The 25,195-nt window shown below is 55.6% G+C and carries 30 protein-coding genes; 18 read left to right on the forward strand and 12 right to left on the reverse strand.

Going from position 1 to position 25,195, the window contains the following annotated elements:
* Window positions 1-2 precede the first annotated feature (2 nt).
* Window positions 3-680: a GntR family transcriptional regulator gene (locus EKL29_RS16160; protein ID WP_120456071.1), complete on the reverse strand. Its 678-nt coding sequence runs from the start codon at window positions 678-680 to the stop codon at window positions 3-5.
* A gap of 457 nt (window positions 681-1,137) precedes the next feature.
* Between EKL29_RS16160 and EKL29_RS16165 the strand changes: the two genes are divergently transcribed.
* The 8 genes from EKL29_RS16165 to aroD all read left to right on the forward strand — a co-directional run bounded on the left by EKL29_RS16165 (window position 1,138) and on the right by aroD (window position 8,530).
* A complete protein-coding gene (locus EKL29_RS16165) occupies window positions 1,138-1,740 on the forward strand; it encodes an amino acid synthesis family protein (RefSeq protein ID WP_120456075.1) in 603 nt (200 codons plus the stop codon).
* Window positions 1,712-2,557, forward strand: a complete 846-nt coding sequence (locus tag EKL29_RS16170) for an alpha/beta fold hydrolase (protein WP_126690191.1) — start codon at window positions 1,712-1,714, stop codon at window positions 2,555-2,557. The genes EKL29_RS16165 and EKL29_RS16170 overlap by 29 nt, the downstream gene beginning before the upstream one ends.
* On the forward strand, window positions 2,544-3,029 hold the full coding sequence (locus EKL29_RS23360; RefSeq protein ID WP_311779035.1) for a flavin reductase family protein: 486 nt from the start codon (window positions 2,544-2,546) through the stop codon (window positions 3,027-3,029). The genes EKL29_RS16170 and EKL29_RS23360 overlap by 14 nt, the downstream gene beginning before the upstream one ends.
* A gap of 63 nt (window positions 3,030-3,092) precedes the next feature.
* On the forward strand, window positions 3,093-3,464 hold the full coding sequence (locus EKL29_RS23365) for a hypothetical protein (RefSeq protein WP_311779036.1): 372 nt from the start codon (window positions 3,093-3,095) through the stop codon (window positions 3,462-3,464).
* A 20-nt stretch (window positions 3,465-3,484) separates the two neighbouring features.
* The gene (locus tag EKL29_RS16180; protein ID WP_120456081.1) at window positions 3,485-4,522 is read left to right on the forward strand and encodes an LLM class flavin-dependent oxidoreductase; all 1,038 of its coding nucleotides are present in this window, start codon (window positions 3,485-3,487) and stop codon (window positions 4,520-4,522) included.
* A gap of 11 nt (window positions 4,523-4,533) precedes the next feature.
* Window positions 4,534-6,000: an aldehyde dehydrogenase gene (locus tag EKL29_RS16185; protein ID WP_126690192.1), complete on the forward strand. Its 1,467-nt coding sequence runs from the start codon at window positions 4,534-4,536 to the stop codon at window positions 5,998-6,000.
* A gap of 208 nt (window positions 6,001-6,208) precedes the next feature.
* A complete protein-coding gene (locus tag EKL29_RS16190) occupies window positions 6,209-7,597 on the forward strand; it encodes a cytosine permease (protein WP_126690193.1) in 1,389 nt (462 codons plus the stop codon).
* A 90-nt stretch (window positions 7,598-7,687) separates the two neighbouring features.
* Window positions 7,688-8,530 carry a type I 3-dehydroquinate dehydratase gene (gene aroD, locus EKL29_RS16195; protein WP_205685233.1) on the forward strand — a complete coding sequence of 281 codons (843 nt, stop codon included), beginning with the start codon at window positions 7,688-7,690 and terminating at the stop codon, window positions 8,528-8,530.
* A 189-nt stretch (window positions 8,531-8,719) separates the two neighbouring features.
* On the opposite strand, the gene EKL29_RS16200 is transcribed toward aroD, so the two are convergent.
* A complete protein-coding gene (locus EKL29_RS16200; protein ID WP_120456086.1) occupies window positions 8,720-9,142 on the reverse strand; it encodes a DUF2000 domain-containing protein in 423 nt (140 codons plus the stop codon).
* Between the two features lie 146 nt (window positions 9,143-9,288).
* Between EKL29_RS16200 and EKL29_RS16205 the strand changes: the two genes are divergently transcribed.
* Window positions 9,289-9,762 (forward strand): Lrp/AsnC family transcriptional regulator, encoded by a 474-nt coding sequence (locus EKL29_RS16205; RefSeq protein WP_126690194.1) that lies wholly within the window; start codon window positions 9,289-9,291, stop codon window positions 9,760-9,762.
* Window positions 9,763-9,800: 38 nt separating this feature from the next.
* Here the strand turns inward: EKL29_RS16205 and EKL29_RS16210 are convergent, their stop codons facing one another.
* The gene (locus tag EKL29_RS16210; protein WP_126690195.1) at window positions 9,801-10,391 is read right to left on the reverse strand and encodes an ABATE domain-containing protein; all 591 of its coding nucleotides are present in this window, start codon (window positions 10,389-10,391) and stop codon (window positions 9,801-9,803) included.
* A gap of 208 nt (window positions 10,392-10,599) precedes the next feature.
* Between EKL29_RS16210 and EKL29_RS16215 the strand changes: the two genes are divergently transcribed.
* Together EKL29_RS16215 and EKL29_RS16220 are read left to right on the forward strand one after the other, a co-directional pair.
* A complete protein-coding gene (locus EKL29_RS16215; RefSeq protein WP_126690196.1) occupies window positions 10,600-11,481 on the forward strand; it encodes an alpha/beta fold hydrolase in 882 nt (293 codons plus the stop codon).
* Between the two features lie 72 nt (window positions 11,482-11,553).
* Window positions 11,554-11,769, forward strand: a complete 216-nt coding sequence (locus tag EKL29_RS16220) for a hypothetical protein (RefSeq protein WP_120456093.1) — start codon at window positions 11,554-11,556, stop codon at window positions 11,767-11,769.
* A 52-nt stretch (window positions 11,770-11,821) separates the two neighbouring features.
* On the opposite strand, the gene EKL29_RS16225 is transcribed toward EKL29_RS16220, so the two are convergent.
* Complete coding sequence (locus EKL29_RS16225) at window positions 11,822-13,027, reverse strand: diguanylate phosphodiesterase (RefSeq protein ID WP_126690197.1); 1,206 nt, start codon at window positions 13,025-13,027, stop codon at window positions 11,822-11,824.
* Between the two features lie 508 nt (window positions 13,028-13,535).
* Window positions 13,536-14,486: a LysR family transcriptional regulator gene (locus tag EKL29_RS16230; RefSeq protein ID WP_126690198.1), complete on the reverse strand. Its 951-nt coding sequence runs from the start codon at window positions 14,484-14,486 to the stop codon at window positions 13,536-13,538.
* Between the two features lie 96 nt (window positions 14,487-14,582).
* Here EKL29_RS16230 and EKL29_RS16235 point away from each other — a divergent pair, with 96 nt between their 5' ends.
* The 3 genes from EKL29_RS16235 to EKL29_RS16245 all read left to right on the forward strand — a co-directional run bounded on the left by EKL29_RS16235 (window position 14,583) and on the right by EKL29_RS16245 (window position 16,572).
* Complete coding sequence (locus tag EKL29_RS16235) at window positions 14,583-15,017, forward strand: DMT family transporter (RefSeq protein ID WP_120456100.1); 435 nt, start codon at window positions 14,583-14,585, stop codon at window positions 15,015-15,017.
* A 1-nt stretch (window position 15,018) separates the two neighbouring features.
* The gene (locus tag EKL29_RS16240) at window positions 15,019-15,477 is read left to right on the forward strand and encodes a DMT family transporter (RefSeq protein ID WP_120456101.1); all 459 of its coding nucleotides are present in this window, start codon (window positions 15,019-15,021) and stop codon (window positions 15,475-15,477) included.
* A 108-nt stretch (window positions 15,478-15,585) separates the two neighbouring features.
* The gene (locus EKL29_RS16245; RefSeq protein WP_126690199.1) at window positions 15,586-16,572 is read left to right on the forward strand and encodes a UV damage endonuclease UvsE; all 987 of its coding nucleotides are present in this window, start codon (window positions 15,586-15,588) and stop codon (window positions 16,570-16,572) included.
* Here EKL29_RS16245 and EKL29_RS16250 read toward each other — a convergent pair.
* From EKL29_RS16250 to EKL29_RS16280, 7 genes are all read right to left on the reverse strand, one after another.
* The gene (locus tag EKL29_RS16250) at window positions 16,544-17,077 is read right to left on the reverse strand and encodes a hypothetical protein (protein ID WP_120456105.1); all 534 of its coding nucleotides are present in this window, start codon (window positions 17,075-17,077) and stop codon (window positions 16,544-16,546) included. The two genes, EKL29_RS16245 and EKL29_RS16250, sit on opposite strands and share 29 nt — an antisense overlap.
* Window positions 17,078-17,110: 33 nt before the next feature.
* The gene (locus EKL29_RS16255) at window positions 17,111-17,404 is read right to left on the reverse strand and encodes a hypothetical protein (protein WP_120456106.1); all 294 of its coding nucleotides are present in this window, start codon (window positions 17,402-17,404) and stop codon (window positions 17,111-17,113) included.
* Between the two features lie 170 nt (window positions 17,405-17,574).
* Complete coding sequence (gene ycgZ, locus EKL29_RS16260) at window positions 17,575-17,814, reverse strand: regulatory protein YcgZ (RefSeq protein WP_033791039.1); 240 nt, start codon at window positions 17,812-17,814, stop codon at window positions 17,575-17,577.
* Window positions 17,815-18,077: 263 nt separating this feature from the next.
* Window positions 18,078-18,407, reverse strand: a complete 330-nt coding sequence (gene mdtI / locus EKL29_RS16265; protein ID WP_126690200.1) for a multidrug/spermidine efflux SMR transporter subunit MdtI — start codon at window positions 18,405-18,407, stop codon at window positions 18,078-18,080.
* Complete coding sequence (gene mdtJ, locus EKL29_RS16270) at window positions 18,394-18,744, reverse strand: multidrug/spermidine efflux SMR transporter subunit MdtJ (RefSeq protein ID WP_120456110.1); 351 nt, start codon at window positions 18,742-18,744, stop codon at window positions 18,394-18,396. The genes mdtI and mdtJ overlap by 14 nt, the downstream gene beginning before the upstream one ends.
* 502 nt (window positions 18,745-19,246) lie before the next feature.
* Entirely contained in the window at window positions 19,247-19,576 is a 330-nt protein-coding gene (locus EKL29_RS16275; RefSeq protein ID WP_120456112.1) for a DUF1471 domain-containing protein, read from the reverse strand.
* Window positions 19,577-19,867: 291 nt separating this feature from the next.
* Window positions 19,868-20,668, reverse strand: a complete 801-nt coding sequence (locus tag EKL29_RS16280; protein WP_120456114.1) for a MetQ/NlpA family ABC transporter substrate-binding protein — start codon at window positions 20,666-20,668, stop codon at window positions 19,868-19,870.
* A 263-nt stretch (window positions 20,669-20,931) separates the two neighbouring features.
* Here EKL29_RS16280 and EKL29_RS16285 point away from each other — a divergent pair, with 263 nt between their 5' ends.
* The 4 genes from EKL29_RS16285 to EKL29_RS16300 all read left to right on the forward strand — a co-directional run bounded on the left by EKL29_RS16285 (window position 20,932) and on the right by EKL29_RS16300 (window position 25,128).
* Window positions 20,932-21,933, forward strand: coding sequence for a zinc-binding alcohol dehydrogenase family protein (locus EKL29_RS16285; protein ID WP_120456116.1), 1,002 nt, complete (start codon window positions 20,932-20,934; stop codon window positions 21,931-21,933).
* Window positions 21,934-21,968: 35 nt separating this feature from the next.
* A complete protein-coding gene (gene nfsB / locus EKL29_RS16290) occupies window positions 21,969-22,622 on the forward strand; it encodes an oxygen-insensitive NAD(P)H nitroreductase (RefSeq protein ID WP_126690201.1) in 654 nt (217 codons plus the stop codon).
* Between the two features lie 719 nt (window positions 22,623-23,341).
* Window positions 23,342-23,794, forward strand: coding sequence for an acyltransferase (locus EKL29_RS16295; protein WP_126690202.1), 453 nt, complete (start codon window positions 23,342-23,344; stop codon window positions 23,792-23,794).
* A gap of 218 nt (window positions 23,795-24,012) precedes the next feature.
* A complete protein-coding gene (locus EKL29_RS16300) occupies window positions 24,013-25,128 on the forward strand; it encodes a metallophosphoesterase (RefSeq protein WP_126690203.1) in 1,116 nt (371 codons plus the stop codon).
* Window positions 25,129-25,195 lie beyond the last annotated feature (67 nt).

The raw sequence follows: 25,195 nt of genomic DNA on the forward strand, positions 1-25,195 counted from the left end.
TTTTACTCCGGTTGAGAAAGGATCTGCTTCGCCAGGCTGGCGGCTTCGGTGAGATGCTCATAGACCGCCTGTTTGGCACGCGGCGCATCGTTCTGCTCGATCGCCTGACAGATGCGCGACATGCGCTCAAAACCCGCCATTTCGCGCTCCGGCCAGGCAAGCGTCAGGGCGCGAAGGCGGCTGATCCGGCTGTTCATGCGCTGCACGATCTCCCAGGCGATGGTGTGGTTCGCCACGCTAAACAGGGTTTCGTAAAAGGCCTGCGACGCCTCGACGCGTTTGATATCGTCATGCTCCCGTGACGCCTGCGCAATCTGCTGCAGCTGCTGGCGTAACAGCGCCTTATCGGCGTCCGTGGCGCGCTGCGCGCAGTCAAAAGCCGCTTCCTGTTCCAGCAGCAGACGAATGTTGTAAATCTGTTCGGCGATCTCCCACGTCAACAGCGCCACTATCGGCCCTTTTTTCGGCAGGATCTCTATCAGGCCTTCTGCTTCCAGATAGCGGATAACCTCCCGCACCACGCTGCGGCTGACGCCGAGCTGCTCGGTAAGCTGACGCTCCACCAGCCGATCGCCGGCCTTGAAATAACCGGCGATAATCGCCTGACGCACTTTTTTCAGCGCCAGTTCGCGCAGTGTGACCGGCGCGTTTTCAATTCTCAGAGAATGGTTATCAACCATCAAATCCCTCTGTATTCAATTAAATAATGAAACCTGACGCGGGTCCGGCTGCGCCCTGATGTGACTTACTATTAACACTGAACAATCGGGATGCGCAATGACCGCGCCGCGCTTGCGGATAAGCCCCGACATCCTTAATTCGGCCTGCCTCACACTTTTGCACTCTGCTTAAAAATAGTGCCTCGCTGTGGTTGCCAGCGTGCAATGCCTTGAAGCGCTGGGCTTTTTCGCGTTCCCACTTCGCCTGTGCTGACGAGCAGGCTGCAAAAGCGGCAAAAACATCCCCTCTAAAAATATATTTGAAAATCAACACAATGAAAGGGTTAACCCTGATACTGATGGCACAATTTCGATATGTCGTATGATGGTATACCATATTTTGACATGTTGTTTTCTCCAGTGCTATACCACTCCCGAAACATTCATTTAGCAATTCGTTAACTTTCAGGAGAGGACTATGCATCCCGCCATTCGTAAAACGCTGGTGACCACCGAAACGCTGTACGTTGACGGCGGCAAAGCCGCCGCTAAGCCGCTGGTCATGATCGCCGCCGCCGCTGTGGTGAAAAACCCCTGGGCCGGTCAGGGCTACGTTGAAGATCTCGCCCCGCAAATCCGTGAGTTTGCGCCGGTGTTGGGCGAGCTGCTTACCCGTCTGATCCTGAAAGAAGCGGGCAGCGGCGAAAACGTGGAGGCCTTCGGCAAAAGCGCCGTGGTGGGGTTGGACGGCGAACTGGAGCACGCTTCCGCGCTGATCCATACGCTGCATTTCGGCAACCACTATCGCAGCGCGGTGCAGAGCAAAAGCTACCTGGCTTTCAATAATACGCGCGGTCCGGCCAATACCCCCGTGCTGATCCCAATGATGCACAAAAACGACGAAGGCAGCCGCGAACACTACCTGACCATGCAGTTCAATATCGGCGACGCGCCGCGCTACGACGAGATCGTTATCGCGCTGGGCGCAGCGCTGGGAGGCCGCCCGCATCATCGTATCGGCAACCGTTACTCCGACCTGAAAGAGTTAGGCCATGATGCGCAAAACCCAGCTGCTGTGTAACAGCCAGATGCGCGTCAGCTATCTCGAAGCTGGAAAAGGCGCGCCGCTGGTGCTGATCCACGGCGTCGGCATGAATGCTGAATCCTGGTTTCCGCAGATTGAGACGCTGAGCGCGCACTTCCGGGTGATTGCGGTCGATATGCCTGGCCACGGCGAGAGCGAGGCGTTCAGCCGACCTGTCGCGCTGCCGGACTATGTTGCCTGGCTGGCCGAATTCCTGAACCAGCGCCCGGAGTCGCACTTTGCAGTCGCGGGGCATTCGATGGGCGCGCTGATTACCGCCGGGCTGGCGATCGATCATCCGGAACAAGTGAGCCACGCCATCGTTATGAGCGGCGTCTATCGCCGCAGCGACGCGGCGCGCCAGGCGGTATTGCAGCGCGCTCAGGAACTGGCGGCGGGCGATGCCCAGCTTGACTCGCCGCTGGCGCGCTGGTTCGGCGACGACGAGCGCGAGATGGCGCTGCGCGAGCGCGTCGGCGAGTGGCTGCAGCAGGTCAATCTTCAGGGCTATGCCGCCGCCTATCAGGCGTTCGCCAGCGGCGACGAGGTGTACGCCGATCGCTGGGATGAAATGCAGTGTCCGGTGCTGGTGCTGACCGGCGAACTGGATGCGAATTCGAATCCGCAGATGGCGCGCGCTATGGCTGACGCAGCTCCGTTTGGGCAGGCGGTGATTATCGCCAACGCGCGCCATATGGTGAATCTGACGGACGCGGATCGTGTCAGTCAGGAGATGATGGCCTTTTTAACCGCGCCCGTCGCGGCGGGAAAACAGATCAACACAGTGGCAGGAGTTTCTCATGCAGACAGATAAACGCAGACAGCTGCGCGACGCGTTCGGCGCCTTTATGACGGGCGTCACCGTTGTGACCAGCCGTGACAAAGCGGGTCAGCCGATAGGCTTTACCGCTAACTCTTTTACCTCGGTGTCGCTCGATCCAGCGCTGCTGCTGGTCAGCATCGACAAGCGTTCGGCAAACTTCGCCAACTTCACCGAGTGCGCTCATTTCGCGGTGAATATCCTGGCGGAGCAGCAGAAAGAGACCTCGAATATCTTCGCTTCAAAGGTAGAGGATCGCTTCGCGCTGGTGGAGTGGCGCGCCAGTGAAAACGGCACGCCGCTGCTGGACGGCAGCTCCGCCTGGTTCGACTGCTCGCTGCATCAGGTGGTGGACGCGGGCGACCATGCGCTGTTGATCGGTAAGGTAGAGGGCTTCGACTCTCAGGCGACTGCGGGGCTGGGCTACTATCGCGGCGCCTATTTCACGCCGTATCAGAACGCGTAAACACTGATTAACCGCCTGAGCGTCGAGGTCAGCGCCCTGATCGAATGCAACGGCCACGCGATTATGATGCAAAAAGAGGGAGCGGCCAGCCTGCCTTCACGCCACGTCGCCGACGGCAGCGTCAGCGATACCCTGAATGCGCTGATTGCCGATCTGGGCGTCAACGCCAGCCCTGGCTTCGTCTATTCGGTTTACGAAGATCGCCAGAGTAATAAGCAGCACATTGTTTTCCTCTGCGCGCTGCCTACCGACAGCACGCCAGTCGCGCTTAACAAAGGCGAATGGCTGGATCTGGAAAAAATTTCTGCGCTTTCCATCAAGGATTCGGCACTGAAATCGCTGATGAATCGCTTCGTCAGAGAGAATAGCGTCGGCAATTACAGCATCTATTACGGCGATGAAATCAACGGTTCAATAAAACAATTCGCCAGCTGAAACTCGTACCGGGGTACCCTATGAAACTGTCACTCTTTATCCATATGGAACGCATCTCGCCCGATGAGCCGCAGGATAAGCTTTACCAGGAAATGATGGAGCTGTGCGAAATGGCGGACAGCGCCCGCATGCACGCCATCTGGACCGGCGAACATCACGGCATGAACTTCACCATCGCGCCGAACCCGTTAATCAACCTGGCGGATCTGGCGAACCGTACCAAAAACGTCCGGCTCGGCACCGGCACGGTGATCGCGCCCTTTAACCATCCGCTGCGCCTGGCGGGCGAGGCGGCGATGACCGATATCATTACCGGCGGCCGTCTGGAGCTGGGTATCGCACGCGGCGCTTACAGCTACGAGTATGAGCGCATGATGCCGGGCCTGACCGCATGGGATGCCGGCCAGCGCATGCGAGAACTGGTGCCTGCGGTGAAAAAACTGTGGGAAGGGGATTACGCCCATGATGGCGAGTTCTGGCAGTTCCCGCTCTCTACCTCGTCGCCGAAGCCGAAACAGCAGCCGCATCCGCCCATCTGGATCGCCGCGCGCGATCCCAACAGCCATGAGTTCGCCGTGACCCACGGCTGCAACGTGCAGGTCACGCCGCTGCATCAGGGTGAAGAGGAGATTGTGCGTCTGGCGCAGTGCTTCCATGAAACGCGCCAGCGCCTGGCACCGGAAAAGCCGCTGAAAATCATGCTGCTCCAGCACGGCTATGTTGCAGAGAACGAAGCGGATGCGCAGCAGGCAGCCGAAGAGCTTAACCGCTTCTACAACTACTTCGGTGCCTGGTTCAAAAATGAACGCCCGGTCAGTCAGGGGCTGATTCAGCCGCTGAGCGATGCCGAAATCCGTGCCAACACCTACTACTCCGCCGAAGCGATGCGCAAGAACCTGGCTATCGGCAGCGCCAATGAGGTGATAACGCGCCTCAAGCATTACGAAGCGCTGGGATATGACGAGTTTGCGCTCTGGATCGACAGCGGTATGACGTTCGAACGCAAAAAAGCGTCGCTGACGCGCTTTATCAACCAGGTCATGCCCGAATTTCATTAACAGGTGCCGAGATGGAATCGTTCAAACTCTTTATAAATGGCCAGTTTGAGTCGGGGGCCGCCACGTTCGACTCGCTGGATCCCGCCACCGGGCAGCCGTGGGCGACTATCGCCGAAGCGCGAGCGGAAGAGGTCAACCGCGCCGTTGAGGCGGCGCAGCGGGCGTTTAACGCGCCGGAATGGCGCGACCTGACCGCCTCGGCGCGCGGCAAACTGCTGATGCGGCTCGCGGATCTTGTCGAGCGAAACGCGGAGGAGCTGGCGCGGCTGGAGACGCTGGATACCGGGAAAATTATCCGCGAAACCCGCGCGCAGATCGCCTACGTCGCCGAGTATTACCGCTACTACGCGGGACTGGCCGACAAGATGGAAGGGCGCGTGCTCAGCATTGATAAAGCTGACACGGAAACCTGGACGCGTCGCGAGCCGGTCGGTGTTGTGGCGGCGATTGTTCCCTGGAACAGCCAGCTGTTTCTTTCCGCCGTAAAGATCGGCCCGGCGCTGGCGGCGGGCTGTACGCTGGTGGTCAAAGCCGCCGAAAGCGCGCCAACGCCGCTGCTGGCTTTTGCCCGCCTGATTGCGGAAGCCGGTTTTCCACCCGGCGTCTGTAACGTCATCACCGGCTTCGGCGACAGTTGCGGCACGGTACTGACGACCCATCCCGACGTGGCGCATATCGCCTTTACCGGTGGCCCGGAAACGGCGCGCCATATCGTGCGCAACAGCGCGGAAAACCTCAGTAAAACGACGCTGGAGCTGGGCGGCAAGTCGCCGTTTATCGTCTTTGACGACGCCGATCTGGAGAGCGCGGCCAATGCGCAGGTGGCGGCGATCTTCGCTGCGTCTGGTCAGAGCTGCGTCGCCGGTTCGCGTCTGCTGGTGGCAGAAAGCATTAAAGAACGCTTTCTGGCAACGCTGGTTGAGCGCGTCCAGCGCATCGTGATCGGCGCGCCGCAGGAGATGGCGACGCAGTTCGGCCCGCTCTGCACCCAACAGCAGAAAACCCGTATTCAGACGCTGGTCGCCCGATCGCTGGAGCAGGGCGCGCGGCTGCTGACCGGCCACTATGACATCGACCGTCCCGGTTACTACTACCCGCCGACCATACTTGACTGCTCCGATACGCCGCACGCGGACAGCGTGGTGAACGAGCTGTTCGGCCCGGTGCTTTCGGTGGTGAGTTTCCGCGACGAGGCGGACGCTATCCGTCTCGCCAACGATACCGCCTACGGCCTGGCGGCGGGCGTCTTCACGCAGAACCTGGCGCGCGCGCATCGCGTCACCAGGGCGCTGCGCAGCGGCGTCGTCTGGATCAATACCTACCGCATGGTGTCACCGCTGGCCCCGTTTGGCGGCTACCGCCTCTCCGGCCACGGTCGTGAAGGAGGCATGGAGGCGGCGCTGGAGTTTACCACCACCAAAACGGTATGGCTGCGCACCAGCGATGAGCCAATCGGCGATCCTTTCGTTATGCGTTAACCCCTTTTTCACACCAGGAAAAGACGTCACGGAAGGCGTTACCCGCAGGCGCGCGCCGCACGGATATCGGCCTCGCGCCTGACGTAAAGGATTAACCCAAAAGCCCGTTTGTTGCCGGGGCCATGATGGCCTCCGGCCAGGCTTTGCCGCTGTTCACGTAAAGAACCCTACAAATCACAAAATAAAAATCCCCAGTGCGGAGGATAAAATGTCTCAAAACAACGTGATAGAAAATAAATCGGTGGACTATGTGCCGGAAAACGAGCGGCACGGTCAGGCGCGGAGCCTGTTCACCCTGTGGTTCTGCACCAATATTGCGCCGCTGGCGGTCGTGACCGGCGCAATCTCTACGCAGACGTATCATCTTAATATTCTGTCGGCACTCTCGGCGATAATTGCCGGTCATCTGTTCGGCGGGCTGTTTCTGGCGCTTACCTCGGCGCAGGGACCGCGCGTCGGGATCCCTCAGATGGTGCAGAGCCGCGCGCAGTTCGGTCGCTACGGCTCGCTGCTGGTGATCTGCTTCACCACGGCGATCTATCTCGGCTTTTTTATCTCCAACGTGACGCTCTCCGGCAAGGTCATCAATAATGTTATTCCGGCGCTGCCGATCCACAGCGCCACGATCCTTGGCGCGGTAGCGGCGACGCTGATCGGTATCGTCGGCTACCGCTTTATTCACCATATCAACAAGGTGGGTGCCTGGGTGATGGGCATAGCGCTGGTCACTGGTCTGTTCGTAATGCTCGGTCATCCTTTACCAGCAGATTTCTGGCAGCGCGGCAGCTTCAGTCTGAATGGCTGGTTCGCCACCTTTTGTATCTGTGCGGTGTGGCAGATCAGCTTTTCGCCCTATACCTCCGACTATTCCCGCTATCTGCCCGCCAATATTGGCGTATTCAGACCCTTTATCTGTACCTGGCTTGGCGCATGCTGCGGCACGATCCTGGCGTTTTTGTTCGGCGTAGTGGCGGTGAATCTGGTCGGCGGGGAGGGCGATGCGATGGCGGCGGTGCGTCAGGCGACCGGCTGGCTCGGCCCGATACTGATGGTGCTGTTCTTAATGAATATCATCTGCCACAACTCGATGAATCTCTACGGTTCGGTACTGTCGCTGATTACCGCGGTGCAGACCTTCCGTCCGGCCTGGCTGCCGGCGGCGCGCGTGCGCGTTATGTTCTCGGCGGTGGTGCTGGTAGGCGGCGTGCTGGTGTCGCTGGCGGCTTCGGCTAACTTCGTCTCCTTCTTCCTGAACCTGATATGGGCGCTGATTGGCGTGCTGATCCCGTGGAGCGTCATCAACCTGCTCGACTTCTACGTGGTGAAGCAGCAGCGCTATGATATTCCCTCGATTTTCCAGGCGGACGGCGGTCGCTATGGGCTGGTGAACGTTAACGCGCTGCTGGTCTACTTCGGGGGCGTGGTGGTGCAGATCCCCTTCGTAGAGAACGCCTTTTTTACCGGACCCTATGCGCATCTGATCCCCGGCGCAGATATCTCCTGGGTGATAAGCCTGGTCGTGACCAGCGTCGCCTATCTGCTGTTCCATAAAAAGGGGGCGCTGCTGACGGCGCCGCAGCAGCAGCGCGCGCAGTAGATCATCAATAAACGCGTGCTCTCTTGCTGCGGGTAAACGTGTGAGCTAGATCTTAAACCCTGGGTTTTATTCAGGACAGGGAGACGTTTTATGCTCAAAGCACCTTTAGCGCTACTGATGATGATGGCGGTTTCCGCAACGGCCGCGGAACCGTCATCTTCGCCGATACGGCCTCTACAGGTCGGTAATCTCACCATTCAGCAAGGCAAACCGGCAATCATTGTCTCTACCACCGGCAACGATGAGGAGGGCGCGCTGAAGCTGGCGCGTCAGGCAGCGCAAACGCCACAGGTTCAGGTGGTCGAACTGCGCGTCGATAAGCTCGATTTTGCTACTCATGTCGATAAGGTCACGCAGCTCGGTCAGGCAATGCGGCGCGAGCTAAAGGGTAAACCGCTGCTGCTGACGCTGCGCACCAAAGGCGAAGGGGGCAGCCTGTCGCCAGATGACGCCAGCTATATCGCACTCTATCAGCAGTGGCTTGAGGCAGGTTTCGCCGATCTTATCGATATCGAAATGCGCATTGGCGCGCAGGCGGTGGATCAGCTGGTGGCGCAGGCGCACCAGCATCATGTCGCGGTCATCCTCTCTTATCACGATTTTCAGGCTACGCCGGATAACGCCGATATGCTGCGGCGTCTGTCATGGCAGGCGGCCCACGGCGCGGACATCCTTAAAATTGCGGTGATGCCGAAGACGCCGCAAGATGTCAGCCGCCTGACCGACGTCACCTGGCAGATGCGCCAGCGCAGCGACAAGCCGCTGCTGACGATGGCAATGGGCGGGCTGGGGGCGGTGACACGTGTGTCGGGCGAGGTGTTTGGCAGCAACCTGACTTTTGGCACACTGGGCGAGGCGTCCGCACCGGGACAGCTCGACGTGCAGGCGCTGGACCAGGTGCTGACGACGCTGCATAAGGCGAACGCGTCGTGATGTAAACCACTACCGGGCAGAATGTTATCGCGTGCAGGATGGCGTCGACACCACGAAAAGCGGGTCTGCAACACCCCTCCTGACAGCCTGCTGATCGCGCCGCGCTTTATATCACCCTGAAGCAGGATTTCACCAGAGACAACGCAATCGCACAGCAGGACGCGTATTGCGCTGCGGTCATCATCCGGCTCAGCGATAGAGCTTAAGATTGCCCGTAAGGCGGGTAATCGCTTTTTTCGGCCCTGCCAGTCCCAGCGCCACCAGTTCGATCTGCGGACTGGCGGCGTCGCGCATGCGCGCTTCATATTCGTCATAAGTTTTACACGACTGCGCCAGCGCGCTAAAGGGCATGGCGAACAGCGTCTCGTCTGCCGCGCTGCGCTGGTGCAACTCGCGTAAATAGTCTCCTGAAGCCAGCAAAACCGGCAGCGGGGCGGTGATGACGCCGGGAAAGGTCACGCCATCCTGGCTCTGCAGCGCCGCGCCGACCAGGTTATCAATGGCGCGGCCAAAGCTAATGCCAACGACGCTGGCGGCATTCATCGCCAGCCCAGGCGGGAGATCTTTGTCGATGATAAGGGTGCAACGGTGAAGATCGGCATCGAATCGCATAGGTTCCTCTGAAAAAAGCCGTTCGGACAAGAGGTAAAATTATGCGCGTTTATTGCGGGTGAGTGCTTGCGAATAGGCCAGGTAAAAGGAATGATTTGGGCAGACTCTTTCTTACCATCAGATAAAAAAGGCAAAGGCTACCCTCAATGGCGTTAAGTAAGGCAGAAATCAAAATTCTCACGCAGCTGCAACAGGAGGGCCGCATAACCAATCAGGAGCTGGCGGAAAAAGTCAATATGTCGGCCTCACCCTGCTGGCGAATGGTGCGCAAGCTGGAGAGCGACGAGGTAATACAGGGCTATCGCGCCGTGCTCAACCGTAAAAAAATCGGTCTCAACGTGATGGTATTTGTGCGCGTCATTATCGACAGCCACAGCGAGGCGCAGGCGCGAAAGTTTGAACAAGAGGTGAGCGCGCTGGAAAATGTGGTGGCCTGTTACAGTATCGGCGGCGATACCGATTTTTTGCTGCAGGTGGTCGCCGCCGATCTCGACAGCTACGCCGATTTCGCCATGGGCGTAGTGCGTCGGCTTCCGGGCATAAAAGAGATGCAAAGCATGTTCGTGCTCAAAGAGATAAAGGGGCTAAGCGCCTGGCCGCTGGGCAATACGGCAAGCTGAACAGCTCTTGCCGCAACAGGAACCCGCTCTTCGGCGCGTCAGCCCTGGCTCATCTGACGGAAGCGCGCCGCTTTGGCCCGGTTGCCGCATACCGCCATGCTGCACCAGCGGCGGCGATGCGCTTTGGTGCGATCGTAAAACCACAGCGTGCAGTCGGGATGCTCGCACTCACGCACCAGGGAAAAATCGCCGTTAACCAGCAGATCGGCGGCCAGCTCTGCGACGGGGCCCAGCTGCTGTTCCGGCGTTGCGGCAGCGTATATGCGCCGGTATTCAGGGCTGCCCTCGCTGCTCAGCGCCAGTTCAATATGGCTGGCGGCGCTGCGCAGAAAGCGGTTGAGCTCGTCCGGCTGCCACGTTTCTCCTCTTTTCCGCTGCTGTACTGCGTGCAGAATGACGTCGCGTAGCTGACGTGCCGCCACCAGCAATGCGCCCTTATGCCGCTCTGGCTCAGCACTCCCTGTGGACCATCCCGCTGCGCTCAGCCAGCGAATGACATCTTCATCGGTTTGAAAGAAATCGTGCGGCTGACCATTGACCTGCGCCACGGTGTTAAGAAAATCCAGCGCTATATGATCGCCAATGTGCAATGGAGCCGAAGGCAAATCCTCTCTGTCTTTTTCTTTCATCTCTCGATCCAATAAGTAACCACTAAATTGCATCTTAACAGGTTATTTTAAGCTGTCCAGCGCTGGAGCGGCTCGTATGGTATTAACCGCGCGGTGATGGGAGAAGAAAAAAGTAACTGGTATAAAAAACTTTTAAAGGTTATCAGTTTGTGTCAGGGTAAATAAGTAACTCGTAAAATTGTTCTTTAACGGTTAAGAGGAGTTCCTTATGATCAGCAATCCGCAATACCCTGTGCATTACCGCTATGTCGAAGCCGATGGCGTGCGCGTTTTCTACCGCGAGGCGGGCAATCCTGAGCGACCTACGCTGCTGCTGCTGCACGGCTACCCAAGCGCTTCGTATCAGTTCCGCGATCTTATTCCCTTACTGAGCGATACATTCCATCTGGTGGCGCCCGATCTGCCCGGCTTCGGTTTCACCGAGGTGCCGGATGAGCGACATTATGTTTACAGCTTCGATGCGCTGGGCGAGACGCTGACCGCTTTTGTTGATGCGCTTAAGCTGGAACGTTATGCGCTCTACGTGTTTGATTACGGCGCACCGAGCGGGCTGCGGCTGGCGCTGGCCCGTCCTGAGCGGGTCACCGGGCTGATTTCTCAGAACGGCAACGCCTATCTGGAAGGACTAGGCGATGCGTGGCAGCCGATCCGTCGCTACTGGGCGCAGCCGACAGCGGAGAACCGCCAGGTTGTGCGCGATAACGTGCTGAATCTGGCAGGAACCCGCTGGCAATATCTGCATGGCGTCAGCGATGAGACGCTGGTCGCGCCGGAAGGTTATATGCTTGATTCGTTACTTATGGAGCGACCCGGCAACAAAGAGATTCAGCTGGATCTCTTTCTGGATTACGCCAGCAACCTGACGCGCTATCCAGATTTTCAGCGATTCTTCCGCGAGAGGCAGCTGCCGACGCTGGTGATTTGGGGCAAAAACGATCCCTTTTTTATTCCGCCGGGCGCACAGGCTTACCTGCGGGATAACCCCAACGCGCAGGTGGAACTACTGGATACGGGCCACTTCGCGCTGGAGACCCATGCGGTTTATATCGCGCAGCGCATCAGGGAGGTTATCGGAGGCGAAGCGGTTTAGATGGCGGATTTGCCCGGATAGCGTATGGTTAAACTTTGGCAGCACTGTTGAAATTAACCACCAGGGGGAAATATGGAATACGCTATCGCCAGTAATCTGGATGAGCTGAATGAACTGCTCAGCAGCGGCAAACACAAAGCGGTTGTTATTGGCTATGAGCTCTCCGCCGATGAGTTTTTCGGCATCGCAATGTACTGGGGCGACCGCGGCGCGAAAATCAAACGCGTTGACGGGAGTTTTCTGGTTAAGCTAGGGAAAAATGTCATTCCGCCGAACGACGACATTTAACTTTTTTTGGGGATAACCGGCTGGCCGCACTGATGGCGGCCAGCTGAAAGGATTACTGAATTTCTGGCCACGCAATCGCGGGAATGCCGTTCAGCTGCGGCCTGGCGAACAGATATCCCTGGAAGTTGCTGATGCCTGCAGCTTCCAGCCACATCCACTCTTCCGGCTTCTCGACGCCTTCTGCGATAACGCTGATCTCCAGCGAGGAGCAGCATTTAAGAATCGCATGAACGATCGCCTGTTTCGGCCCGCTCTTGTGCACGTCAATGATCAGATTGCGGTCGATTTTGATCTTGTCCGGCTGAAAGCGCGACAGCAGCGAGAGTCCGGCAAAGCCCGCACCGAAGTCGTCCAGCGCAATACTGATGCCGGCTGCTCTCAGCTGCTTAACGGCAATAGTGAATTCATCGAGGCGCGAAATCACCTCGTTTTCCGTCACCTCTACGACAACCTGCTCCGGCACCAGCCCGTTCTGTCTGATTTGATCCAGCAAAATTTCCACCGCATTCGGCACCATCACCAGCGACATAGGCAGCAGATTGACGGATAACGTCTGGCCCTGAATATCGAGCTTTTTCGCCAGCGCAAAGGCGACGCCCTTCGCTTTTATATCGGCGGCATAAATTTTGTCGCCGGGAAACTGCGCGAAATAGTCAGCGGGCGCGCTGCCGTCCGGCGTGCGAATAAGCGCTTCCAGCGAGACAATCTGTTGCATCAGCGGATCGATGATCGGCTGAAAAGCGAAGCTACAGTCTGCGGCGTCAGGCGGCGCAATCGCTTTTTCCAGCGTTTCCTCTACGACAAAATGCAGGGTGTCGGTTGAAGGGATTTCAAAGTAGTTGGCTTTTTCTCGCGCCTCGACAAAGGTACGCAGGAATTGTAAGGCGCGATCGTCATAGGTGAGCTGATACTTTGAGGTGCCTTTATCCAGCACCGCCTGCAGCACCGTCTCTTTGTCATACTTGCGTAGATCGAAGAGTTCCATGCCGACGTTGCCGAAGCGGCGCGAAGGAGAGTAGTCATACATTAATTCAACTAAATTGTGGTGACGCGTATCTGCGCAGATTCGGGCATAAATGGCGCGCACCGCCTCATCAGAACCTTCCAGAAGCTGGAAAAAGTGGGTGCCGTCAAACAGCAGAATACCTGTGACGTCAAAAGTTTCATTAATCTTATTCGCGTTTACCGCTAAATTATCCAGCGTTTTTACAGGCACGTCGTCTGAAAGATGGCTGCGATAGATTATGGTTGTCAGCATGGATAATTCCGGTCTTAGTTTTTGTGAGCCACACATTACCAGAAGTCGCGCTGGTATTGTCTAGCGCTTTTTTTGAGAAGTAAAAAAATAGTTCGTGCGTCGCTGCCAGCTAATAAGCAGCGAAATTCGACAGCCGTTTCGCTTTATATTCCCGCCGGGTTGACGTTGCATTTTTATTTAAAGTTTAAAATCCCTAACCTTTTGAATGTGCAAAATTTCTTCAAATGGCAAAACCACAAATTTTTTGTGCAATCAGTGCGGCTTAAAGTTGCATTTTGAATGCATTTTATCTATAACTGCAGAGGTGAGGCGCTGATGTCTGAAATCCACTTATGACATCGCTTTATAGCCGCTTCGCTTCAAATAACAGCCATCGGACAGGATGGCTGTTTTTTTTTGCCTTTCAGACGAGACGTTATATGCAGAGCGAACCCGATTTTATTGAAAAAACGTTATGCATTGCCGCCGTCACTTTTCTGACAATGGCGCTTGTAACCCTCTACTGTTTTTAGAAGCCGACAGGCGCGTCGCGCTGCCAGTAAAGCGGTGCGCCATAAACGTCAACAAAGTAATCAATGACCGCACGCACATTGAGCGGAGGATGCCGCGTATGGGGATAGATTGCTGCAATCTGCTGCGGTACAGGATTGATGCCAGCCTCATACTCTTCCAGCAGCCTGACTAAATTGCCCTTTCGTAGATGATCGCCTGTCAGCCAGTCGGGAAAGAGCACCATCCCCATGCCATCCAGCGCGGCGGTCAGTAAGGTTTCAGCGTTATTCGATGAAAGCAGCGCCTTCACGGGATACTGTATCCAGGACTCGTCGCGACGTCTGAAAAGCCAGCGGTTCGCGCCGGTGGAGCCACGGTAGACCAGACAGTGATGCTCGCTCAACGCCTCCGGGGTGGCGATCGCGCCATGTTTAGCAAGGTATGCCGGCGCAGCGGCCAGATAATAACGCTGGCTGCCCAGCACGCGCGCGTGAAACGAGGAGTCCGTAAGGGGGCCGATGCGAAAGATCAGATCGGTAGCGGTACGGTGTGGATCGACATAATCATCCGTCAGCGTCAGCTCAATTTCCAGCAGCGGATAGCGCGCCGACAGCTGCGCCAGCCAGGGCGCAATATGCCGCTGGCCGAAAAAAACCGGCGCGTTGAGCCGCACCAGGCCGGACGGCTCCAGAGATCGCGCCTGCAGCGCCTGCCGCGCTTCGCTGAACTGATTATCGATAGCGCGCGCATAATCAACAAACAGCCGACCCGCTTCGGTCGGCATCACCGCGCGCGTATTGCGATAAAAAAGCTGCTGACCGAGTGCATCTTCCAGCTGGAGAATGGTGCGCGAGACGACGGAAGCAGAAACGCCTTCGCGCCGCGCCACCACTGAAAAGTTCTGCGTATCAAAAACGCTCAGGAAAAAGCGCAGCGCGCGCAAATCTATTGAGCCGGTACTGTCCATTAATGCGTTTCCTGCAAAAGTGTTTGCCACACTATAGCGTTTTTCAACTTGATCGACTCCACTATGCTGTTGCGCTTCGATTTAAAGGAAGCGGTTATGCAACTCATTTTTATTTTACTGGTTATTGCCGGCGGGATGGGGCTGTCGGTAGAGGCAGGGCTGCTCGGGCCGCTGGGCCAGCAGGTAGGCGATCTCTGGGCGACGTTCAGCATCTTTGGCGTCGGCGCAGCGCTCACTTTCTTACTGATGCTCTTTTTTAGTCCGCGCAACAGCCCGTCATTTTTCGCACAGCCGGGCTGGCAGCTGCTGGGCGGCATTTTAGGCCCCGGCTATGTGGTGATCCTGACGCTGGCGACGCCGGTGATCGGCATTGCCATGACCATGATCGGCATTCTTGCCGGGCAGGTTTTCAAAAGCCTGGTGATTGACCATTTTGGTCTGTTGGGAACGCCGCATCGCAGAATCGATGGCAAACGCATTATTGCGCTGGTGTTTATTATTATCGCGCTGGCGCTGGTAGCCCGAGGGTAGTATGACGATTTTTATGATCTGTTTAGCCGTAGTGGGCGGCGCGCTGTTAAGCATTCAGGCCGCCATCAACGGGCAGCTCGGCGGCAAAGTCGGCGTATTCCGCTGCGCCTTTTTGACCTTTGCGCTGGGCGCAGTGGTAACCGCGCTGCTGATTTTCTTTTTTGCGCCGCCGCAGACGCATACGCTGCTGGATGTGCCGAAGTGGCAGCTGCTGGGGGCGCTCTGTGGCGTTCCCTATATCGTGATTATGGTGCTGGCAGTGCAGCGCATCGGCGCGGCTGTCGCCACCGTCGCGGTGATCTTCGGCCAGCTCGCTATGAGCATGCTGATTGATAATTTCGGTTGGTTAGGCAATGCGGCAATCGCATTTTCGCCGAGCCGCCTGGCGGCGGTTGTCTGCCTGGCGATTGCGCTCTGCTTTATCTACAGCAGCAATAAGCCGAAAAAAGCGCGCGGTTAAAGGCTATGCCTGCGCACGTTGCGCAGGCAGGCTTGTTCGCAGCTCCTCGTATCCGGCCGGTTTTCAAATAACTGTTAAACTTACTGTTTGTGTTTAACAGGGGGAAATATGAAATTAGGCTTCGCGTGTAAGTATCTGGATGCAGACTGCAAACAACATTTCCCGTTTAAGAGCACAACCCGCACGCGCTTTTTGCGTTTACAGCGAGATGAGCAGATTGCGCTGATCGCTAACCTTGCCCGTCTGAACCTGACCAACCTTGCCGGCCTGCTGGAAACGCTCGCTACCCAGCCGGAGACCCTGCGCATGATGCGTATCGGCAGCGATCTGTTGCCGCTCTATACCGTGCCTGAAGCCATGCCGTTATACCGTGAGTTTTTGCCCGATCTCTACCCGCTGTTTGAACGCTGCGGCGCGCTGGCGCGTCAGCATGACATACGGCTCTCTTTCCATCCCGGACAGTATTCGGTGCTGGCGTCCGATAACCCCGACGTTGTGCAACGTGCGATTGAGGACGTGGAGTATCATGCGTTGTGCGCCACTCTGATGGGCTTCGGTAAAGCGTTTCAGGATTTTAAGATCAACATTCATATGAATGGCAAAAAAGGATTTGAAGGCTTTAGTCAGGCCTTCGCCCGGCTCAGCCCGGAAGCGCGCAATATGCTGACGGTGGAAAACGATGAGATTTCCTGTTCGCTGGATGAGGTGTTGCAGGCGAGGGCGCTGTGCCCCATCGTGCTGGATATTCATCATCACTGGGTAAAAGAGAACGCTTTTATCCAGCCTGACGACTCCCGTATCCCTTTGATTATGGAATCCTGGCGCGGCGTGCAGCCGGTGCTGCACTACTCGATTTCCCAGGAAGGGTTAATACCGGAGCGCGGCTATCCCGATCAGCAGAATCTGGGCGTGGCGAAAACCAAACTGCGCGCGCACTCGGACTACTACTTTAATGAGACGCTAAATGACTGGGCGCTGTCGTTTAACGCCTTCGATATTATGTGCGAGGTTAAAATGAAGAATCTCGCCAGCCAGCGCCTCTATGACTATGCGCTGGCGACGAAAATTATTGATCCCAGCCAAAACGGGCGGTAATGGCGCGGCGGTAAGGGGTATCGATCTGCGCGGGAACCTGCATGATGTAGGCGCGCGCATGCTCTGCCTCTTCGCCTTCCAGCTGCTGCAGATAATCAATCGCCTGCGGCAGCGTTGGGATCAAGCCCTCCTTGCTGCCCAGTTTAGGCGGCAGACCGGTCCAGATCACCGCATCCAGATCGCGCTTGCGCGCCCATTCGGCCAGCGTGCCGGGCGAATCCGCCGTCACGGAAAGAATGCCGATGCCGTCGACACGCTCATCGGGGATGCCTTCGCGTTCGCGCAGCTGAGTAACGGCCTGACGCAAATCCTGCGTCGTCATCCTGGCCCAGAGCACCGCTACCGGTGGCGCGTTCATGCAAATAGCGGTCGCCAGTTCGCCGCCGTCGCTGGTGCGTGAAAATTCAATGGGAAAGAGCGGGCCATCCTGATGCCACTCTCCCTCAACGGGAAGATTGCCCGGTTTCCAGATCAGCGAACCCCATCCAAGACAGGCAATATTCATAGCGCGCTCCTGAGCGTAAACCGGGGAAGAAGGTCAGTGTTTGCGTTTGTCGCCCGGCATCGCTTCGCCTTTAAAGTGATGTTCCGTATTATTGCGGTCGCGCAGCGTGACGCGCGACTGCGCTGACTGAGTAGAAAGGTTTTGCTGCACTTCCTGAATGGCGCGGGCAATGACCTGCTGCCTCTCTTCATCAGCCTCGTCTTCAGCCATGCGCTGCAAAACGTCCATCAGCGCCCGGCTGGATATCGCTTTATCCGACAGCAGTAGCTCCAGCGTTGCCTCGCCGATAACAATGTCGGTCAATCTTTCTTCATTACTTTTATACATAACATATGCTCTGTGTCCCGCTGCACGCCCCTGATAGCGGGGCAGGATTGAGGTGCGGTTGACTACAGAAAGAACCAGCGCACCTGGCTGGTGCTGGCGTGAGCCAGCTAATGCCTGCTTAAATCTTAAGGCCGTGCCGGAAAAACGGAAATCGTCAAGACAATCGGGAATTAACGGCCTAACAGCAGGCCGATCAGACGCTGATAATGTTTCTCTTCTTCGGCCGTAGAGGCTACTTCCAGTCGTCTTACCAGCTTAGTGCAAATACCTTTACGGTTGACGTTTTTGCCTGCGCGAAGAAGTTCAACAACAATCTGACCCAGCGTCTCCTGTTGGGAAGGCAGGCTGGCTTCACGAAAATAACGCGCGATATCTTCAGATGAAGAGAGAAGGCTGCTGCTCTGACGCATGATTTTACCCCAAATGAGTTAAACGATGATCAGTCAAAAAAATGACAAGTTGTACATCGAAAGAAAAGATGTACAAGAATATGCAAGATAATTGCGTTAACTTTTTTGCAAAAAATGCTACCAAATGGGGATGATTCTGGTTAAGTCTTTGTATTGTGGCGCAAGCGAAGCATACGTCAAGAGTTTTGAGACGCTTCTAAGTCTGTACAACTTTTGTTTTTGTATCGCCCTGCCGCTCAACAGCAGCAGGGCGATCCAGGGCATCAGGCGAGTTTGATAAGGATCATCCCTGCCAGCAGCAGGCTAAGTCCTGCCCAGCCTCTGGCGTTAAGACGTTGCCCAAAGAGCACCCAGCCCGCGGCGACGGTAGCGGCAATGCCGAACCCGCCCCACAGCGCATAGGCTACTGAAAGATCGATGCCTTTAACCGCCTGAGAGAGCGCGCTGAACGCCAGCAATACCGAGACCAGCGAGGCGAGGCCCAGCAAGGGCTTTTTAAAGCCGTCAGAATATTTCAGGAAAATATTGCCCGCTATTTCCAGCAGGATCGCCAGCGCCAGCCAGAGCATATGCGTGATATCAGCGGAGGACATGGGGCTGCTCCTTTTTCTGCGTGGTGCCGGTTTTGATCAGCATAATGCCGACGATCAGCACCGTCAGGCCGGCGATCTTCATCAGTGATAGCGGTTCATCAAACATCTGCACGCTGAATATCGTAATCAATACAATGCCGATGCCTTCCCACAATGCGTAGGCGACGCCGAGCGCGATCTTTTTGACGGCGAAACTCAGGAAAATATAGGAGCAGGCGATCATCACCAGCATGATCAAATAACCTGTCCCGCTCTCATCAACGCTGGACCACTTCATCGCCAGCGTGCCGATAATTTCGCTAAAAATGGCGAGTAATAATAAAACCCATGGAAACATAACTGACTCCTGTCGCAACTATTTAACCGACCTGCGCCATACAGACGCACGTTATTTTTGGCAAATGGAAACGAGCAGGGGGCTACAGGGCGCTACGCCAGTGTCGATCGTCACTATTCCAGAAAGGAAGGGGGCAAGAAAAAAGAGAAGGATGAACAAATGCTACGCGCATAATTTAAACAAGACATCCACGCTGTTGCTTCTCGTCGGTGGACGGATTGTGCTCCGGTAATAAACGTATCGCAGTTATAGCATCTGCTTATGGCTTATTCAATAGCAGCAATTTTCGCTATTGATCTATAACAAAGTTTATTCTGTGGTTATCTCCAGCATAACGGTTTTAAAACAACCCGCCTGTAGTTACAACATACTAAAAGATTGTTAAAATCTCTCAGCATTGAGCGCGATTCACAGAAACTTGTCAGGGAACACTGTCAAAACCGGGTAACACTCAGGTCCGGGCCAGCGGGCCGCCTTATGCAGCTCGCTGGCCCGGGATTAATTACAATATAAATCCTGCCGTCAGCTGTTCATTACCGCTCGCATCGGGGATGTTGTAAAGCGTGGCTTTCGCAGCCAGCAGGGGCTGGTCGTCGCTACCAGATTTGTGCGATTCAACATCCGTAATGTGATATCCGACCGCGCCAGCCTCGTGCGCTTTGCGTGCGACAGCCGCATTAAGCTCTTCCATTGAAGTCACCCAGCTTACAGAGGTGACGGCAAAGGGTTGAACGGAGGCGATTTCATGCTGAGACAGGCCCGAACGAATCAATACGGGATTTACGCTCTGCGGAGAAAAGATAGATAAAACATCCTGCACTAATTCTTTCATTAGCAGCTCCTTCAGGGTTGAATGCACGGTTATCAGATTTATTATCGGTTATGACAAGAGTAATAAACGCCAGTAAATGTTATGCGTTTTAGCTTTAGTTGCTAATGAGATGTTATAGAAATAATGCCTGATAACTTAATGAAGGTTTAATGAGGATATTTTCATTTGTTTACATTCTGGCTGTTTTTGTCATGAAGGAGTGAAGCAGCACAGAGTGCGAAAAGAAGCGACGCTGGGAACCGCCTCCGCAACCGATCAGGATTGCAGAGGCGAGGGCGTAAAAAGGGAGAATTACCAGCCTTTAATAATATCGCCTTTATAAATTTCGTTGGCTTTATCCAGCACTTCCTGCGAGCGGAACGCCTCTTTCAGCTTCTGGATATTGGGGCTGTCCTTATTATCTTCGCGCGCCACGATGGCATTTACGTAAGGCGACGCTTTGCCTTCCATAAACATGCCGTCGCGCGAGGCGGACAGGTTAGCCAGCGCGGCGAAGTTGTTATTAATGATAGAGACATAAACCTGCGGATCGTCGAGAGTACGCGCCAGCTGCGGAGTATCGACCTCAACGAACTTCAGTTTTTTCGGGTTATCGGTGATATCCAGCGTGGTCGGCAGCAGGCCCGCTTCCGGTTTCACCTTAATCAGACCTTGCGCCTGCAGCAGCAGCAGGCTGCGACCCAGCGTAGTCGCTTCGTTAGATATGGTGATCGTTGCTCCGTCCGGCAGCGCATCCAGCGACTTAATTTTGCGTGAATAGCCCGCAATCGGGAAAACGAAGGTATTGGTAATCACGGCAAAGTGGTAGCCGCGCTCTTTAGACTGCATCTCCAGATAAGGCAGGCTCTGGAAGGCGTTTGCATCGACGTCTTTATTGAACAGCGCTTCATTGGGCTGCACGTAGTCGTTGAATGCCACGACATCGACATCGAGATGATATTTATCATGCGCCACCTGTTTCACGGTGTCCCATAACGTCTGGTCCGGGCCGGTATTGATAGCTACTTTAATTTTGCTGTCGTCATCTTTGTTGCAGGCGCTGAGCAGCGTGACTGACGCGGCCAGCAGAATAGAAAGCACTTTTTTGTTCATAAGCCAGATCCCTTTTCTTGTAGGGAAGCGACTATAATCTACATCTAGACGTCTGTACATCCATAACGATGCGTTTGACTGTTATTTATCCGCTTCCGCTGCCGCCGTTCAGCCAGATTCTCTACGCCAGAAGCCTTAATACCCCGGGATTTTCACTCCAGCAGTGAAACTGCTGCTGCCGCCAACGGGTTTTTCTCCTTGCGCAGGCGTCCTATCCTGTTACTAAGCACCAGCAAAACTCATTACTGATAAAAGGAAACGAGATGAAAGCTATCGTCTACAGCCAGAATGGATTGCCGATCGCCGATCCGCAATCGCTCTACGACACCGCACTGCCGCAGCCCCAGCCGGGTGCGCACGATCTGCTGGTGAAAATCGCCGCGATTGCCGTTAATCCGGTCGATACTAAAGTGCGCAATGGCGCGCCGACAACGCAGCCGCGCATCCTGGGCTGGGATGCTGTCGGGACGGTTGAAGCGGTCGGCGATAGCGTAACGCTGTTTAAGCCCGGCGATGAAGTCTACTATGCTGGCGCCATTGACCGTCCCGGCTCTTATGCCGAATATGGCCTGGTTGATGAACGCATCGCCGGACATAAGCCCGCCTCGCTGAGCAATGCGGATGCCGCCGCGCTGCCGCTGACCTCGCTAACCGCCTGGGAACTGCTGTTCGATCGGCTTGAAGTCAAAGAGAATGAAGACGAGGCGCTGTTGATTATCGGCGCGGGCGGCGGCGTCGGCTCGATTCTGACGCAGCTGGCAAGCAAGCTGACCGGCCTGCGCGTTATCGCAACCGCGTCACGCCCGGAAACCGCCGACTGGGTACGCGGACTTGGCGCGCATGACGTTATCGACCATAGCCGTCCGCTGACGGAAGGGCTGCGCGAAATTGGCGTCGAGAGCGTACGCTACGTCGCCAGCCTGACTCATACCGACAAGCACTATCAGCAGATCGTAGAAGTGCTGGCGCCGCAGGGCCGCCTGGCGGTCATTGACGATCCTGAAACGCTTGACGCGATGCCGCTGAAGCGTAAAGCCATTTCGCTGCACTGGGAGCTGATGTTTACCCGTTCGCTGTTCCAGACGCCGGATATGGCACGCCAGAATGAGATTCTGGAAAACGTGCGCCGTCTGATCGACGACGGCACGCTGCGCACCACGAAAGGCGAACACTATGGCACCATCAATGCAGAGAATCTGCGTCGCGCCCATGCGCTCATCGAGAGCAACCGGGCGCGCGGCAAAATTGTACTGGAAGGGTTTTAACCTGACCGCGAATAACCCTGATTAAGGAAAGAGTAATGACGCTTCTTGAAGCCGTGGCGAAACGCCATACCGTAAAAGCCTTTGACGACTCTCGTTCGCTACCGGACGCGCAGATCGAAACGCTGCTTAATGTGCTGCGCAATACGCCTTCGTCGGTCAATTCGCAGCCCTGGCATTTCGTGGTGGCGTCAACCCCTGAGGGGCGCGAGGCGATCGCCCGCGCCACTGCCGGCGCGTTTATCTATAATCAGCCAAAAGTGCTGCACGCCTCGCACGTTATCGCGCTCTGTATGCGGGCCGACCTGGACGAAAGCCATCTGCAAACCGTACTGGAGCAGGAGGAGAAAGACGGGCGTTTCCGCGATGCGGCGGCAAAAGCGGGACAGGATAAAAGTCGTCGCGGCTATGTTGATATGCATCGCTACGTTCAGCGCGATCTACCGCAGTGGATGGAGAAACAGGTCTATCTGGCGCTGGGCGGTCTGTTGCTGAGCGCGGCTTTACTGGATATCGACGCTACGCCAATGGAAGGGTTTGATACCGCCGTGCTGGATGAGGCGCTCGGCCTGCGTGAAAAAGGGCTGACCAGCGTGGTGCTGGTATCGCTGGGATACCGCAGTGAGCAGGATTTCAACGCCGCGCTGCCAAAATCTCGTCTGCCGCAGGAAGATATTTTTACATTCATCTGATTTGTGGTTTCAACGCGACGCAATAACCCGGCCCTGTGGCCGGGTTTTTTATTTACGGCAAGAGGGCAAAAAGCGATGCCTGCGCCCGCAGGAACGCATATTTGAGGATAATTCGCATTGCCAGTTATGCAGCTCTGCCCGTAATTTGGAACAACAGGCCAGACTGCAAAATATGACGGAACAGAGACGCGCCAGTTATTTATGGAGCACGTGACAGTCTGCAATAGAGACGCAGTGAGACATTCAGGCGACAATCGCTTTGCTGGCCGCTGGCGAACGCCTCAGACAATAAGGAATTTATGGGAGCTTACTGTAAGCACTGTCGCGCGCTTTTAAGCCGGGACGAATATTTCTGGTTTTATGACAGCTGTATCCACTGTGAAAAATACGCGCAACTCCGTGCTGAAGAGCGTGAAATTTTCATCAAGTCGCCGTTATACGTCTGGACTGAAATGAATTTTCAGACGCGTCGGCTAAAGCATCGACTTGCGGCCTACCTGAAAAGTCAGAATCTTGTCTGAACAGGCGTTTGTATTAATGAGAAACCGCAAACGAGTGATGGCGGCTGCCGTCGCTCTTCTTTTATCCTTTCTGGTTGCAGCCTATGAGGCGTAAAGTTAAAGAGTTTGATCTCAAAGTACAAAATCACGCCGTGGATTTTACTTTTCGCTCAGGCCTGATTAACTGTGGTTAACTTATTCTTTTAAGGCCAGAGCGTCATGCAGATTATGGAAAGCGGCATTCATCACGTTAAAGAAGGGAACAACGTTAAGATCGTCACGCCAGTCAATATTTATGGCTGCGAACTGGGCGAGGACGTTTTTATCGGTCCCTTTGTCGAGATACAGAAAGGATGCGTTATCGGCAGCCGAACCCGTATTCAGTCACACACCTTTATCTGTGAAAACGTCAGGACGGGCAGCGATTGCTTTATCGGACATGGCGTAATGTTCGCAAACGATCTGTTCAAAAACGGCGCGCCCGATCCTTCCCCTGACCGCTGGATAACGATCGTGCTGGGGGACGGCGTCTCTATTGGCAGCGGAGCAACGATCCTGACGTCGGAAATTTGCAGCGGCGCAGTGATTGGCGCTGGAAGCGTAGTAACGAAACCAGTGCTTATCAAAGGGATCTATGCTGGAAACCCGGCGAAACTCCTGAGGCCGCTCTAACGCTGGCTATCTCTCCCGCCTGACAACATCAATCCTGCGATGACAGTGGCAAACCCTGGCTCATCATGATCCTGACGCGCCGTTTTGTGCCGGAAACCAGGCGGCGCAGGCGGCGACTGGCCGCGTTCGTGCTACGCTTCAAATCTTGATCAAGCTTAACCCGGCTATTTCAGGCTAATTTTTTGCGCTAAATAAGCGCATACCAACAGGGAAGAGAGATGTTTCATCTGATTTTTAGTATACCGAGCTGGTACGTTATCGCGCGTTTCGTTTTCCCATTAGCGATGCCGCTAATGTTAAAAATTATCCTGTCTGTGCTGGTTATGCTGGCCTCGCAATACCTGCTGATAAGCCGGTTTACCGCAGGCGGCATTTTTTCACCCGAAATGCCTCGCGCGCTTACCATTCTCTTTAACTGGGCGTTTGGCGCCGTATTATTTCTGGCGCTGTTGCAGCTGCTGATCGACGCTGTGGCGCTGTTTTCGCTGCTGATAAGGCATCCGTTAGAGATTACGCCAGCAGTGCGTTATCTGGCGGCACTTATTGCCATGGTGCTGGCAACCACTGGCGTGCATCAGGCAATACGCGTGCCGCCGGTAAAGGATGTCACCATCAGAATCAAAAACCTGCCCCGCGAGTTTGAAGGCTATCAGTTACTCCAGCTTACGGACCTGCATATCACCAAACTTTTTAACGCCGCCTGGGCCGCAAAGATGGTAGAGAGGGCGATCTCCCTTAACGCCGATCTTATCGTTGTTACGGGTGACGTTATTGATGGCACCGTGCAGAACCGCAGGGAGGATGTGGAGCCGTTACGTCATTTGCATGCGCCGGATGGCGTTTTCGCCATCACCGGTAATCACGAATATTTTTTTGAACAGCAGCGATGGACCGAATACCTGGCCTCACTGGGACTGCAGCCTTTACTCAACAGCCACGTCATTATCAAACGCGGCGACGCCGGATTGGTCATTGCTGGCCTGCCTGATGCCTCGGCATCACGAAGGCATGCCGTCGGCCCCGATCTGGCAAAAGCGCTGGAGGGCGCGCCAGAAAATGCGCCTGTCATTTTGCTCGATCACCAGCCGCGCAACGCGCGTAGCAATGCGCTGCAAAAGGTTGATTTACAGCTGTCAGGCCATACGCATGGCGGGCTTATCGTTGGGCTGGATCGGCTGTTCGCCAAACCCAACGGCGGCTTTGTCTCGGGGTTATACCCTGTGGATGGCATGCAGCTCTACGTCAATAACGGAACCGCTCTCTGGCCTGGCATGGCGGTGAGGTTGGGGCGTCCATCAGAATTGACGCGTATTACGCTAAAACGGCAGGAGTAAGACTTTCAGAGAGCAATAGCTCGCGAGCGGTCGGCGACGCGAGCAGCCAGAAACAAAAAAGGCCGCG

This window comes from Pantoea sp. YU22 (assembly GCF_003970755.1).
Classification (GTDB): domain Bacteria; phylum Pseudomonadota; class Gammaproteobacteria; order Enterobacterales; family Enterobacteriaceae; genus Pantoea; species Pantoea piersonii.